This is a genomic window from Blastococcus haudaquaticus (genome assembly GCF_900230285.1).
In the GTDB taxonomy this organism is placed as follows: domain Bacteria; phylum Actinomycetota; class Actinomycetes; order Mycobacteriales; family Geodermatophilaceae; genus Blastococcus_B; species Blastococcus_B haudaquaticus.
This window is the reverse complement of sequence record NZ_OCNK01000006.1, coordinates 1-13,614: the sequence shown is the minus strand read 5'-3', so window position 1 is coordinate 13,614 and position 13,614 is coordinate 1. Positions and strand designations below refer to the sequence as shown.

Annotated in this window: 12 protein-coding genes; 8 read left to right on the top strand and 4 right to left on the bottom strand. The window is 70.4% G+C overall.

The window, feature by feature from the left end:
- Positions 1–90: 90 nt before the first annotated feature.
- Positions 91–363 carry a hypothetical protein gene (locus tag CRP30_RS19575; protein WP_097185710.1) on the top strand — a complete coding sequence of 91 codons (273 nt, stop codon included), beginning with the start codon at positions 91–93 and terminating at the stop codon, positions 361–363.
- A gap of 162 nt (positions 364–525) precedes the next feature.
- Here the strand turns inward: CRP30_RS19575 and rpsA are convergent, their stop codons facing one another.
- The gene (rpsA, locus tag CRP30_RS19570) at positions 526–1,995 is read right to left on the bottom strand and encodes a 30S ribosomal protein S1 (protein ID WP_097185709.1); all 1,470 of its coding nucleotides are present in this window, start codon (positions 1,993–1,995) and stop codon (positions 526–528) included.
- A gap of 218 nt (positions 1,996–2,213) precedes the next feature.
- Here rpsA and CRP30_RS19565 point away from each other — a divergent pair, with 218 nt between their 5' ends.
- A complete protein-coding gene (locus CRP30_RS19565; RefSeq protein WP_097185708.1) occupies positions 2,214–3,056 on the top strand; it encodes a class I SAM-dependent methyltransferase in 843 nt (280 codons plus the stop codon).
- Between the two features lie 55 nt (positions 3,057–3,111).
- Here CRP30_RS19565 and CRP30_RS22360 read toward each other — a convergent pair whose 3' ends face one another.
- Positions 3,112–4,617: a toll/interleukin-1 receptor domain-containing protein gene (locus CRP30_RS22360; RefSeq protein WP_097185855.1), complete on the bottom strand. Its 1,506-nt coding sequence runs from the start codon at positions 4,615–4,617 to the stop codon at positions 3,112–3,114.
- A 102-nt stretch (positions 4,618–4,719) separates the two neighbouring features.
- Here CRP30_RS22360 and CRP30_RS19555 point away from each other — a divergent pair, with 102 nt between their 5' ends.
- Entirely contained in the window at positions 4,720–4,974 is a 255-nt protein-coding gene (locus CRP30_RS19555) for a hypothetical protein (protein ID WP_143278507.1), read from the top strand.
- An 80-nt stretch (positions 4,975–5,054) separates the two neighbouring features.
- Here CRP30_RS19555 and polA read toward each other — a convergent pair whose 3' ends face one another.
- Positions 5,055–7,805 (bottom strand): DNA polymerase I, encoded by a 2,751-nt coding sequence (polA, locus tag CRP30_RS19550; RefSeq protein ID WP_097185706.1) that lies wholly within the window; start codon positions 7,803–7,805, stop codon positions 5,055–5,057.
- A 46-nt stretch (positions 7,806–7,851) separates the two neighbouring features.
- Between polA and CRP30_RS19545 the strand changes: the two genes are divergently transcribed.
- Complete coding sequence (locus CRP30_RS19545; protein ID WP_097185705.1) at positions 7,852–8,253, top strand: PaaI family thioesterase; 402 nt, start codon at positions 7,852–7,854, stop codon at positions 8,251–8,253.
- Between the two features lie 21 nt (positions 8,254–8,274).
- Here CRP30_RS19545 and CRP30_RS19540 read toward each other — a convergent pair whose 3' ends face one another.
- Positions 8,275–8,898 carry a GNAT family N-acetyltransferase gene (locus CRP30_RS19540; protein WP_159961815.1) on the bottom strand — a complete coding sequence of 208 codons (624 nt, stop codon included), beginning with the start codon at positions 8,896–8,898 and terminating at the stop codon, positions 8,275–8,277.
- Positions 8,899–9,212: 314 nt separating this feature from the next.
- Between CRP30_RS19540 and CRP30_RS19535 the strand changes: the two genes are divergently transcribed.
- The 4 genes from CRP30_RS19535 to CRP30_RS19520 are packed head-to-tail and all read left to right on the top strand — an operon-like array spanning position 9,213 to position 13,346.
- On the top strand, positions 9,213–10,445 hold the full coding sequence (locus CRP30_RS19535) for a branched-chain amino acid ABC transporter permease (protein ID WP_235003565.1): 1,233 nt from the start codon (positions 9,213–9,215) through the stop codon (positions 10,443–10,445).
- Between the two features lie 3 nt (positions 10,446–10,448).
- Positions 10,449–11,447: a branched-chain amino acid ABC transporter permease gene (locus tag CRP30_RS19530; RefSeq protein ID WP_097185702.1), complete on the top strand. Its 999-nt coding sequence runs from the start codon at positions 10,449–10,451 to the stop codon at positions 11,445–11,447.
- The gene (locus CRP30_RS19525) at positions 11,437–12,492 is read left to right on the top strand and encodes an ABC transporter ATP-binding protein (RefSeq protein ID WP_097185701.1); all 1,056 of its coding nucleotides are present in this window, start codon (positions 11,437–11,439) and stop codon (positions 12,490–12,492) included. Before CRP30_RS19530 ends, CRP30_RS19525 begins: the two co-directional genes overlap by 11 nt.
- The gene (locus tag CRP30_RS19520; protein ID WP_097185700.1) at positions 12,489–13,346 is read left to right on the top strand and encodes an ABC transporter ATP-binding protein; all 858 of its coding nucleotides are present in this window, start codon (positions 12,489–12,491) and stop codon (positions 13,344–13,346) included. Before CRP30_RS19525 ends, CRP30_RS19520 begins: the two co-directional genes overlap by 4 nt.
- Positions 13,347–13,614 lie beyond the last annotated feature (268 nt).

Genomic DNA, 13,614 nt, shown 5'->3' with positions numbered 1-13,614 from the left:
CTCGTCCGGCGCGTCGCACCAGTCACACGCGTCCCACGCATAACGTCCGCCTCGGCGATCTTCCCCCGCCGAGAGAGGCAGGACCCCGACATGTCCCGTACCACCGCTGACGCATCCGCCGCGACGCGCGCGGCCCGCCGTGGCGCCGGCCGTCACCGGCTCGGCGCGGCCACCGGTGTCCGCTGCGCCGACATCCCCGCCGTGCGCGAGCGGATGCAGTTCCAGCGTGCGGCGCCCGCGCGCCGGAACACGTTCCTCCAGTGGCTGTTCCAGGCCCCGCCGGCCGGCCGCCACACCTGGAGCTCCCTCGCCGGATCCGGCGGTCGTCCCCGCACGGCGTTCGCGATCATCCTCAGCCTGTAGCGGGAGCACCCCGCCGGTCCCCGCCCCCGCACGCTCGGGGCGGGACCTGGACCGGACCCGAGGGCCCGTGGACCCGCGTCCACGGGCCCTTTTCCGTGCCCGGGGACGCCAGAGGCCCGGCACCCCCGAAGGGATGCCGGGCCTCTGGACCGGAACTACTGCTCACTCACCGCCGGCGAGCTTGGCCCGCAGTGCGGCCAGGGCCTCGTCGCTGGCCAGCGTCCCGCCGGTGCTGGCCGGGGCGTCCGGACCGGCAGCGTCGTCGCTGGAGTAGCTGCCACCCGCAGCTGCCTCCGCGTCGGCCTCCTTGGCGGCCGCGATCTGCTTGCGGTGCGCCTCGAAGCGGGCCTGCGCCTCGGCGTAGGCCTTCTCCCACTCCTCGCGCTGGGCGTCGAAGCCCTCGCGCCATTCGCCGGTGTCGGCGTCGAAGCCCTCGGGGTAGAGGTAGTTGCCCTCGGCGTCGTAGGACGCCGCCATGCCGTAGGCGGACGGGTCGAACTGCTCCTCGTCACCCACGACGCCCTCGTTGGCCTGCTTGAGGGACAGCGAGATGCGACGACGGTCGAGATCGATGTCGATGACCTTGACGAGGATCTCGTCGCCGACCTGGACGACCTGCTCCGGGATCTCGACGTGGCGCTCGGCCAGCTCGGAGATGTGCACCAGGCCCTCGATGCCCTCGTCGACGCGCACGAACGCACCGAACGGGACGAGCTTGGTGACCTTGCCGGGGACGACCTGCCCGATCTGGTGGGTCCGGGCGAACTGACGCCACGGGTCCTCCTGCGTCGCCTTCAGCGACAGGGAGACGCGCTCGCGGTCGAGGTCGACGTCGAGGACCTCGACGGTGACCTCCTGGCCCACCTCGACGACCTCGGACGGGTGGTCGATGTGCTTCCAGGACAGCTCGGAGACGTGCACCAGGCCGTCGACGCCGCCGAGGTCCACGAACGCACCGAAGTTGACGATCGAGGAGACGACGCCCGTGCGGACCTGGCCCTTGGCGAGCTTGTTGAGGAACTCGCTGCGCACCTCGGACTGGGTCTGCTCCAGCCACTGACGCCGGGAGAGCACGACGTTGTTGCGGTTCTTGTCGAGCTCGATGATCTTCGCCTCGAGCTCGCGGCCCACGTAGGGCTGCAGGTCGCGGACGCGGCGCATCTCGACCAGCGACGCCGGGAGGAACCCGCGCAGGCCGATGTCGAGGATGAGGCCGCCCTTGACGACCTCGATGACGGTGCCGGTGACGACCTCGTCGGCTTCCTTCTTGGCCTCGATCGTGCCCCAGGCGCGCTCGTACTGTGCGCGCTTCTTGGAGAGGATCAGCCGGCCTTCCTTGTCCTCCTTCTGGAGGACGAGGGCTTCCACCTCGTCGCCGACGCTGACGACCTCGTTGGGGTCGACGTCGTGCTTGATGGAGAGCTCGCGCGAGGGGATGACGCCCTCGGTCTTGTAGCCGATGTCCAGCAGCACCTCGTCCCGGTCCACCTTGACGATGACGCCCTCGACGATGTCGCCATCGTTGAAGTACTTGATCGTCTGGTCGATGGCGGCGAGGAAGTCCTCGGCGCTACCGATGTCGTTGATGGCGACCTGGGGGGTGCTGGAAGGACGGACCTGAGTGGAGGTCATGTGGTTGGTTGCTCCGGACGGTTTATGCGTAGGGACAGGGCGACCCCGCGGCCGGGAGACCACGAGGGATGATCAGCGGAGAGCCGGTTCTGGCGTTCCGTGAGGAAAACCACGACAGACCTCTGGCGCATTCCCCATCGTACGGACGCGCGGAGGCTGGGGTCCACCTGGGTGGGGACCCCGGAACCGCTCCCCCGGCGTGTCACGATCGGCGGGTCATGGACTCCTCCGCGAACCTCCCCCTCGCCGACGACGGGTACCCCGCGGCCGGCGGCGTCGCCCGCCGGCCGGCAGGCGCCGAGGAGTCGGCGAGGGCGAACCGCCGCTGGTGGGACGCGGCCGCTCCGGCCTACCTCGCCGAGCACGGCTCCGACCTCGGCGACGCCGACTTCCTGTGGTGCCCGGAGGGGCTGCGCGAGGCCGACGCGCACCTGCTCGGGGACGTCGCCGGGCGGCGGGTGCTGGAGATCGGCTGCGGGTCGGCACCCTGCGCGCGGTGGCTGCGGACGGCGGGCGCCGACGTCGTCGCCATGGACCTGTCCGGCGGGATGCTGGCCCGTGCGGCCGAGCTGAACAGGTCCACCGGGATCCGCGTCCCGTTGCTGCAGGCCGATGCGTCGGCCCTCCCCCTCGGCGACGCGACCATGGATCTGGCGTGCTCCGCCTTCGGCGGCCTGCCGTTCGTGGCCGACCCCGGCGCGGTCCTGGCCGAGGTGGCCCGGGTCCTCCGCCCTGGTGGCCTCTTCGTGGCGTCGGTGAACCACCCGCTGCGCTGGCCGTTCCCCGACTCCCCGGACCCGGAGGACCTGCGCGTCGTCTCCTCCTACTTCGACCGCACGCCCTACGTGGAGACCGACGGCGACGGGCGGACGGTGTACGTCGAGCACCACCGCACCGTCGGCGACTGGGTGCGGGCGGTCGTCGGAGTGGGGCTGGTGCTGGAGGACCTCGTCGAGCCGGAGTGGACCCCGGGCCGCAAGCAGAACTGGGGTCAGTGGTCCCCCGAACGCGGCGCGCTCGTCCCGGGCACGCTGATCCTGGTGACGGCGAAGTCGGGCTGATCTCCCCGCCGGCCAGCTGCCTGTCTCGGGCTGCCGAGCTTTCCGTTCACCAGAGCTACCACCGGTGCCGGGCTATCTGGAGGAAACTCTCGCCGTACATGCTCAAGGCCTTCTGTGCGCGCCCCTCGTCTCCCCCGAAGAGGTTCGCCTGCAGCGGATCCCATTGCTTGCCGTGGGTGGAAAGCTCGAGCGTGAGTTCCTCCACCGGATTGCCGTGGTGATGGCTGAAACGCCATGTCGAACGCCCGTACCAATGGGACCGGCCCCAATGGTGACCACTCGGATCCGCCGCCGCGCGCACGTTGACGACATCCTGCGCTAGGACGCCCAAGATGACCTCTGCTCGGTCGAACTCGGCGTCGTAGGTGTCCTGATCCGGCCACTGATCCAAAAAGAGCGGGCGCACGATGTGGTGGAGCCACTCGGCCACCGGAGTGTGGTACTTGCCGTGCCGACGTTCAGTGAAGTCCTTCAGCGCGTCCTCGGGGTCCCGCCCCGATATGGCAGCGCGTGCCAGCGTATTGCTGACCTCATCTGTCGCGAACGGCTTGTATGGGTCGGTGACATCCAGGATGGGTAGCGGTTTTTGTTCGTACCGGTCGCGGACAGTCGGGTCGACGACGAGGGTCTTGACGTTGTCCCACTTGCGGCTGGACGCGGCAGCCAGGGTCGCCGTCACAATGCCGACCATGCCTGGCAGGTGCCGTACCTCCAGCAGCGGCTGAACGCCGCTCTGGATCTTGTTCGCGGCCGCGACGAAGGAACGCAAGCCGTTCGCCCAGGGTGCAATCAGGTCGGCGGTGCCCCAGCGGGCTGCAACCTGTAAGGACGCGCAGAACGGTTGCGCAAGGGACCACAAGTCTTGGGCCTCCTGCGCGACCTGGACGACCCGCTCATCGTTCGACCCCCCGAAGGGGCCGGCCACGCGGTCAGCATCACTCAACGCCGCCATCACCCGTTGGACCTCGTGGGACACGAGGTCGTCCAGTTCGATGCGGCGGGCGGGGTCCAACAACATTTCCTTGGTCAGCCGCTTGAGCAGGTCCGCCCGTCCCGCGTGCGTGGCCTGCTCCACCGCGGCCAGGGCCGTGGCCGAGTCGGGCCGCTTCTCACCCGTCAGCCGCAGAATCGTCGTAACGAGCCGGGTCGCGTTCGCGGTGTAGGTAGGACCAAAGAGGTCGGAGTAGTTCAGGTCGCTCAGCATGCGCCCCGCGCCGAGGTCCCACGGCGGTACGTCGCCATCGTCGAAACGGATCGGGATGAGCCACGTGCGGCCTGGCGGCATCATTCGGAACTCCTCGGCGGCCAGGGTCAGCTCCTCGTTCATGTAGGACCTGTCTTTGCCCCGGGAGCTATCCGAGAAGCACGCCAGGAAGACCAGCGCCCCCTTCCGGATCGCCTCCCGAATCTTCACCTTCCAGGCGTCCCCCGGGCCCAGGGCCGACCTGTCCCGCCAGTACGGGATCTGTGCCGCCTCCAGGACAGCACACAGCGCGTCGACCCCCTCCGAGTCCTCGCGCACATACGAGATGAACACGTGCTTGCCGTCCGCGTCCGCCATGGTCGCCACGATAGAGACGGCCTCCGACGCGCCGCCGGCATCGCACGTGGCGCTCGCATCTGGTCTCGGCCTTCAGCGCTCGGGCTGACACACTCCCCGGCCATGAGCACCGTGATCGACGTTCACACCCCCGACGGCGACCGCCATCGCCACGTGAGCAGCGCGCAGAACGGCGAGCTGGAGACGCGGCACCTGGCCGACGGCGCCATCGAGATCATCGGTCTCCACCTAAGCCCCGAAGTACGTGGGCGAGACGGCGGTGTCCTTCGCCCTGCGACCCGGAGGGAGGAAGTCCTGGGTCGCTACTCGGCCGGGAGCAAGGTGGTCTACGTGGGGCATGGACCGACGGGGCGCTGAGGCTCCGGACTTCGAGCCGCCCGCGCCCCACCCACCCGGCGAGGACGCGCTGCACATCGGGTAGGAGCGCTTTGAGCACCTCAGTGGGCGGCCTCGTCCCAGGTCCGGCCGAAGCCGACGGACACCTCCAGCGCCACGGACAGGTCGGCGGCGCCGGCCATCTCGCGGCGCACGAGCTCCTCGAGCCGCTCCCGCTCCCCCGGCGCGACCTCGAGCACGAGCTCGTCGTGCACCTGGAGCAGCATCCGCGAGGACAGGCCCTCCGCGGCGATCGCCTTCTCCACGTTGAGCATCGCCACCTTGATGACGTCGGCCGCGGACCCCTGGATCGGGGCGTTGAGCGCCATCCGCTCGGCCATCTCGCGCCGCTGGCGGTTGTCGCTGGTGAGGTCGGGGAGGTAGCGACGCCGGCCCAGGGTGGTCTCGGTGTAGCCGGTCATCCGCGCCTCGTCGACCACGCCGTCGAGGTAGTCGCGGATGCCGCCGAAGCGCTCGAAGTAGGCGTGCATCTGCCCTCGCGCCTCCTCGGGCGTGATGTGCAGCTGCTGCGCCAGGCCGTAGGCGGAGAGCCCGTACGCCAGGCCGTAGCTCATCGCCTTGATCCGGCGGCGCATCTCGGGGTCGACCTCCTCGATGGGGATGCCGAACGCCCGGGAGGCGACGAAGGAGTGCAGGTCCTCCCCCGAGGTGAACGCCTCGATGAGGCCTTCGTCGCCGGAGAGGTGCGCCATGATCCGCATCTCGATCTGGCTGTAGTCCGCCGTCATCAGCGACTCAAAGTCTTGGCCATGGCCCTGGCCGACCACGAAGGCCTGCCGGATGCGGCGGCCCTCCGCGGTGCGGATCGGGATGTTCTGCAGGTTGGGGTCGGTCGAGGAGAGGCGGCCGGTCGCCGCGATCGTCTGCTGGTACGTGGTGTGGATGCGCCCGGCGTCGTCGACCATCGGGATCAGGCCGTCGATGACGGTCCGCAGGCGCGTGACGTCGCGGTGGCGGAGCAGGTGCTCGAGGAACGGGTGGCCCGTCGTCGCGAGCAGGCTGGTGAGCGCCTCGGCGTCGGTCGTGTACCCGGTCTTGTTCTTCTTCGTCTTCGGCAGGGCCAGCTCGTCGAAGAGCACCGTCTGCAGCTGCTTGGGCGATCCGAGGTTCACCTCGCGTCCGATGACGGCGTAGCACTCGGCGGCCGCCGCGGCGACGCCGTCGGCGAACTCCTTCTGCAGCTCGTGCAGGAAGTCGAGGTCGGCGGCGATCCCGCGGTACTCCATCGCCGCCAGCACCCGGGTCAACGGCAGCTCGATGCCACCGAGCAGCGCGTCGCCGCCCCGCTGGCCGAGCACGCTCTCCAGCGCGTCGGACAGGTCGTTGACGGCGACCGCCTTGAGGACGTCGGCGTGCGCGGCCTCCCGGGCGACGTCGTCCTCGCTGGGACCGAGACCGTCGAGCGTGAGCTGCCCCTCCGGCTCGGCGGCATCCCTGAGCTCGCGCTTGAGGTACCGGACCGCGAGGTCACCGAGGTCGAAGGACCGCTGACCAGGATTGGCCAGGTAGGCGGCGAGCGCCGTGTCGCTGACGAGGCCCTCGACCTCCCAGCCGCGGGACCAGATCGCCAGCAGCGGGCCCTTGACCTCGTGCGCCACCTTGGGCGCCGACGGGTCGGCGAGCCAGGCGGCCAGCGCCTGTTCGTCGGCGGCGTCGAGGTCGGGTCCGAGGTCGACGAAGGTGGCACGGTCGTTGCCCGCGGCGAGCCCCAGACCGGTCAGCTCACCGGTACCCCGCCCCCAGGTGCCGCGGAAGATGAGCCCGGTCCGGCCGGTGCGCGCGTTGGCGTCCAGCCAGGCCCCGAGCCCGCCGGGGGCGAGTTCGTCCTCGGCGACGTCGAAGCCGCCCTCGACCTCCGGCTCGGCGCTGGTCAGCGTGGAGAACAGCCGGTCGCGGAGCACCCGGAACTGGAGGTTGTCGAAGAGCGTGTGCACCTCGTTGCGGTCCCACGGCTGGACGCCCAGGTCGACGGGGCGCAGGTCGAGCGGCACCGAACGGTCGAGCTCGGTCAGCCGGCGGTTCTGGAGCACCGAGGAGAGGTGCTCGCGCAGCTTCTCGCCGACCTTGCCCTTCACGGTGTCGACCTGGTCGACCAGAGCGTCGAGGGAGCCGTACTCCCGCACCCACTTGGCGGCGGTCTTCTCCCCCACGCTCGGGATGCTGGGCAGGTTGTCGCTGGGGTCGCCCCGGAGCGCCGCGAAGTCCGGGTACTGCGCCGGCGTGAGCCCGTACTTGGTCTCGACCTCCTCCGGCGTGAAGCGCGTCATGTCCGAGACGCCCTTGCGCGGGTAGAGGACCGTGACGTGGTCGTTGACCAGCTGGAGGGCGTCGCGGTCACCGGTGGCGATGAGGACGTCCATGCCCTCCTCGACCGCCTGGACGGTGAGGGTGGCGATGACGTCGTCGGCCTCGTAGTTCTCCGCGGTGATGACCGGGACGTGCAGCGCGGCGAGCACCTCCTGTACGAGGCTCACCTGCCCGCGGAAGTCCGTCGGGCTCTCCGACCGGTTCGCCTTGTACTCGGCGAAGATCTCGCTGCGGAACGTCTTCCGGCCGACGTCGAAGGCGACCGCGAGATGGGTCGGCTTCTCGTCCCGGAGGATGTTGATCAGCATCGACGTGAAGCCGTAGACCGCGTTCGTCGGCTGCCCGGTCGTGGTGGAGAAGTTCTCGACGGGGAGCGCGAAGAACGCGCGGTAGGCGAGCGAGTGCCCGTCCAGGAGCAGCAGGCGCGGGCGCGCCCCGGAGGTCGTCGGGACGGCGGGCGCTGTGGTGGAGACCGGTGCGGACATCGGGTCCGATCCTATGTGCGGGTACCGACGTCGATACCGTGCCCGCGTGAGCACTCCTCCCCCGTCCTGGCTCCCGGCCGACAAGCTCAGCCCGCTGGACGACAAGCTGGGCATCCGGATCACCGACTACGACCCGGATCGCATGGTCGCGACGATGCCGGTCGCCGGCAACGAACAGCCCTTCGGCCTCCTGCACGGCGGTGCGAGCTGCGCGCTGATGGAGACGATCGGCTCCTGGGCGGGTGCACTGCACGCCGGCCCGGACAAGCAGGTGGTGGGCATCGAGCTGAACGCGAGCTACCTGCGCGGAGCGACGTCCGGTGTCGTGACCGCGGTGTGCACGCCGGTTCGTCGCGGACGCACGCTGTCGACGTTCCTGATCGAGATCACCGACGAGGACGGCCGCCCGACGGCGACCGGTCGGCTGACCTGCCTCACCAAGGACTGAGCACGGACCCCTGGAGGGGGCCTAGGCGGTGAGGCCGCGCGTCACCGGTCGACGGCGGGCCGCGGCCCGGCGCGGCGCCGGGATCGGGACCCCGCCGCGCTGCCAGGTGGCGAGCGACCGGGTGAGCGACTCCACCGAGACGATCCGCCGGGTGGCCAGCGGGGCGAACCCCATGCGCGCGAGGAATCGCTGCCGCTCCGCCTCGTGCCCCCCGGCCACCGCGACGACGTGGGCGGCGCCGTTCTCCTGCGCGTACGCCGCGGCCGCCGCCAGCAGGACGGCGCCCACGCCGCGGCGGCGGTGCTCGCGGTGGACGACGAACGTGTCCACGGTGACCTGCGGGTTGCCCAGCACCAGCGACAGCGGGTCGAGCCCGAGGACCGCCAGACCGACGACGGCCTCCCCGGTCGCTCCGCCCACGGCCGCGTGGGGCCCGGGCAGCACGGCGAGCACGACCCGGTGCCCCGGGTCCTCGAGCAGCCGGCGGAAACCGGAGGCCGCGGCGTTCAGCGAGACGTGACCGGTGAGGACGTCCCCGGCATGCGCGTCGGCGCGGTGCTGACGGACGAGCGCGAGGACGGCGGGTAGGTCGGCCGCACGCGCCGTACGCGAGACCACGCGGGACCGCGAACCGGTTCCTGACACGGAATCCTCCCCTGAAGGTGGGGGAAGAGTGCACCGCTGAGCAGCCGTGATCACGACGACGCGCCGCACGAACACACACCGTTACCACAACGGCGTGTCGCGGAAAGGTCACAGGTCAGCCCGAAGAGACAGCCGGGCAACACAACCGGGTTAGGGTCCGTGCTCACTCATCCGCTCTGGGAGGTCGCGTGACGCACGCGGGAAACCGTGCCCGCCGGCACGGTCGACGAACGGACCCGCACGGGTCCCTGCAGCGACCCGGGGGTCGCAGTCGACCATCGGGCAGGCGACGCGTCGTCGTCAGGTTGCTGCTGGTGCTGACCTTCGGGCTGGGCATCGCGGCGTTCACGCCGGGCCTCGCCCAGGCGGAGGGCGAGCAGCTGACCGGGACGGTGCAGACCAGTCGGAGCGGCCCGATCGAGGACGTGCAGATCGAGGTCGCCGGGGCTGACGGCGCCGAGATCGAGAGCGTCGAGACCGACGACGAGGGCCGCTGGTCGGTCGACCTCCCCGGCCCGGGCGAGTACACCGTCACCCTGGACGAGGGCGACCTGCCCGACGGCGTCGAGCTCGCCGGCGCGAACAGCCGCACCGTCACCGTCGACGAGGGACGCCGGCAGGCGGTCATCATCGGTCTCGAGGACGGCAGTCGCGGTGCCGGTGGTGGCGGCGTGCGCGCCATCCAGCTGCTGGTCGACGGCATCCGGTTCGGTCTGCTGATCGCCATGGCCGCCGTCGGCCTGTCCCTGATCTTCGGGACGACGGGGCTGACGAACTTCGCCCACGGTGAGCTCGTCACCATCGGCGCCGTCGCCGCCTGGTACATCAACGTCTCCGGCGGCGTGAACCTCGTCGTCGCCACGGTCCTGGCGATGGTGGTGGGCGCCGCGGTGGGCGCGCTGAACGAGCTGGCCCTGTGGCGTCCGCTGCGCCGGCGCGGCACCGGCCTGATCGCGGCGCTGGTCGTCTCGATCGGCCTCTCGCTGCTGCTGCGCTACCTGATCCAGGTCGTCTACGGCGGCCGGTCCAGCCCGTACCAGGGCTTCCAGGGCGGTCGCGCCGTCGACTACGGCGTGTTCACCATGACGAACGCCGACCTCGCGTCGGTGATCATCTCGGTGATCGTCCTGGTCCTGGTAGCGCTCATGCTCCAGCGGACGAAGATCGGGAAGGCGATGCGCGCCGTCTCGGACAACCGGGACCTGGCGGCCTCGTCGGGCATCGACGTCAATCGCGTGATCCTCGTGGTCTGGATGATGGGTGGCGCGCTGGCCGCTCTCGGCGGCGTGCTGCTGGGCCTGTCGGACCAGGTCCAGTGGGACATGGGCTTCCGGCTGCTCCTCCTGATGTTCGCCGGCGTCACGCTGGGCGGCCTCGGGACGGCGTACGGGGCGCTCGTGGGAAGCCTCATCGTGGGCGTGTTCGTGCAGATGTCGACACTCGTCATCCCGAATGACGTGAAGTACGTCGGAGGCCTGCTGCTCTTGATCGTCATCCTCGTCATCCGGCCCCAGGGAATCCTGGGCAGCCGAGTCCGGGTCGGCTGAGCCATGGCAGACCTCCTCAACGCCCTGGCCGTCGCGGGCAAGTCCGCCCTCGGGTTCCAGGCGATCTTCTTCGCGCTGCTGGCCATCGGCATCAACGTGCAGTTCGGCTACGCGGGGCTGCTGAACTTCGGTCAGATCGCCTTCGCCATGCTCGGCGGGTTCGGCATCGCGATCTCGGTCAGCAAGTGGGGCATTCCGTTCTGGGCCGGCGTCCTCGTCGGCCTCGCAGCAGCGGTCGTGCTGGCGCTGCTGCTGGGTCTGCCCACGCTGCGGCTGCGGGCCGACTACCTCGCGATCGCGACGATCGCCACGGCGGAAGGGCTGCGACTGCTCTTCCGGTCGGTGTCGGCGACGCCGGTCACGAACGGCACGCGCGGCCTCTCCGGCTTCAACGGCGACTTCATCGCGCTCGCCCCGTGGAACACCTCGCAGCGGTACTCGATCCTCGGCACCAGCTGGTCCGGCGGCGAGCTGTGGGTGGCCCTCGTCGGCTGGCTGCTGGTCATCCTCGGCAGCCTCCTGGTCTTCGCTCTCATGCGCAGCCCCTGGGGCCGGGTGCTGAAGTCCATCCGCGAGGACGAGGACGCCGTCCGCTCGCTCGGCAAGAACGTCTACGTCTACAAGATGCAGGCGCTGGTCCTGGGCGGTGTCTTCGGTGCGCTCGGCGGCATGGTCTACGCGGTGGGCACCGGGTCCGCCGTTCCGGACCAGTACCAGAACGCCAACACGTTCCTCGCCTACGCCGCCCTGATCCTCGGTGGTGCGGCGCGGGTGCTGGGGCCCGTGATCGGCGCCATGATCCTGCTGTTCATCCTGCAGTTCGCCGACACCGGGCTCCGCCTGCTGATCGACAACGGGGTGATCCCCGACGACCTGCTGTCCTCCACCGACGTGGCGCAGATCCGGTTCATCCTGGTCGGTGTGGGACTGATGCTGCTGCTGATCTTCCGCCCGCAGGGGATCTTCGGTGATCGACGAGAGGTGATGCTCGATGCCCGCTGACCCCACTCCGCACGGTGCGACCGCGTCCGGGACCGGTGCCGCCGGTGGGTCCGGTTACCACCCGGAGCGCACGGGTGGCTGGACGAGCGGCGACGCCCCCCAGCGGCTCGCTCAGGTCGCGCTCCGCGACCTCCCCTGGGAGGTCGGGGTCGCCAAGCCGGACCCGGCCGTGGTCGTCGACGGCGTCACCCGCACGTTCGGTGGTCTGACCGCGGTCGCCGTCGACCACCTCGAGGTGCAGCGCGGTGGCATCACCGGCCTGATCGGGCCCAACGGTGCCGGCAAGACCACGCTGTTCAACCTGCTCACCGGGTTCGACCAGCCGGACACGGGCACCTGGTCGTTCAACGGTCAGTCGCTGGGCAAGATGTCGCCGCACCAGGTGGCGCGTCTGGGAGTCGTGCGCACGTTCCAGCTCACCAAGGCGCTCTCGCGCCTCACGGTGCTCCAGAACATGCTGCTCGGTGCCCAGGGCCAGCGGGGCGAGAGCTTCTTCCGCGCGCTCGTGCCGGGCATCTGGCGGGCGCAGGAGAAGGAGAACACCGAGAAGGCGATGGACCTGCTGCGGCGGTTCAAGCTGGACGCCAAGAAGGACGACTTCGCCGGCACCCTGTCCGGTGGTCAGCGCAAGCTGCTGGAGATGGCGCGGGCGCTCATGAGCGACCCGCAGGTCGTCATGCTCGACGAGCCGATGGCCGGGGTGAACCCCGCGCTGACGCAGAGCCTGCTCGGCCACGTGAAGGACCTGCGCGAGCAGGGCATGACCGTGATCTTCGTCGAGCACGACATGGACGTCGTCCGGGACATCAGCGACTGGGTGGTGGTCATGGCTGCGGGCCGGATCATCGCCGAGGGGCCGCCGGAGTCCATCAGCCAGAACCAGGCCGTGGTCGACGCCTACCTCGGTGCCCACCACGACGCCCCGCTCACGGTCGAGGAGGAGGACCAGGTCCTCGCCCAGGCCGAGCAGACGATCGCCCGCGAGGAGGGCTCGGACGGCGACGTCCTGAGCTCCGAGCGCGGGCCGGAGAGGACCGACCGATGAGCGACCCGTTGTTCGAGGTCGACGAGTCCGGCGAGGACCTCACCCGCGCCGACACCGTCGCCACCGCGGCTGCCGAGCTCTCCCCTGCCGAGAAGGCGGCCACGCGCGAGGAGCACGTCCGGCTCGCCGAGGGTGCCCTCGTCCGTGCCGACGACCTGGTGGCCGGGTACGTGCCGGGCGTCAACATCCTGCGCGGGTGCGACTTCTACCTGCAGGACGGCGAACTCGTCGGCATCATCGGCCCGAACGGTGCCGGCAAGTCGACGCTGCTGAAGGCGCTGTTCGGGCTGATCCCCGTGCGGTCGGGCAGCGTGACGCTGCGCGGGGAGGACATCACCTCCGCGCCGGCGCACCGACTGGTGTCGCTGGGGGTCGGTTACGTGCCCCAGAACAACAACGTGTTCCCCTCCCTGACGCTGGAGGAGAACATGCAGATGGGCGTCTTCCTGCGCCCGAAGATCTTCAAGGACCGCTTCGACTACGTCGTCGACCTGTTCCCGCTGCTCGGTGAGCGGCGCAAGGCCAAGGCCGGCACCCTCTCGGGTGGCGAGCGGCAGATGGTCGCGATGGGCCGGGCGCTGATGATGGACCCGTCGGTGCTCCTGCTGGACGAGCCGTCGGCCGGCCTCTCCCCCGCCTACCAGGACGAGGTCTTCATCCGTTGTCGCCGGATCAACGCGACCGGCGTCTCGATCATCATGGTCGAGCAGAACGCGCGCCGGTGCCTGCAGATCTGCGACCGCGGATACGTCCTCGACCAGGGCCGGAACGCCTACACCGACACCGGTGAGTCGCTCATGCACGACCCCAAGGTCATCGAGCTCTATCTGGGAACCCTGGCGAAGGCCCAGTAGTCCCTGCTCGGCCCGACGCACGCGACGCCGGCATCCCCGCGAGGGGGTGCCGGCGTCGCGGCGTTCCGGGTCGGCCCAGCAATCTCCGCCGGCTCCGTCAGAAGGGGGCTGGTTCCTCGCGGGGTGGGGTGGGGTGGCCGGGGACCTTGGTGCGGGTGGGCCGGGGTTGGGGCGGTGGGGGGAGGTCGTCGTCGGTGCCGTAGCGGGGTGGGTGGGTGGTGACGCGGTCGCCGGTGGGGGTGGTCCATTGCAGGCCGCCGTCGGGGAG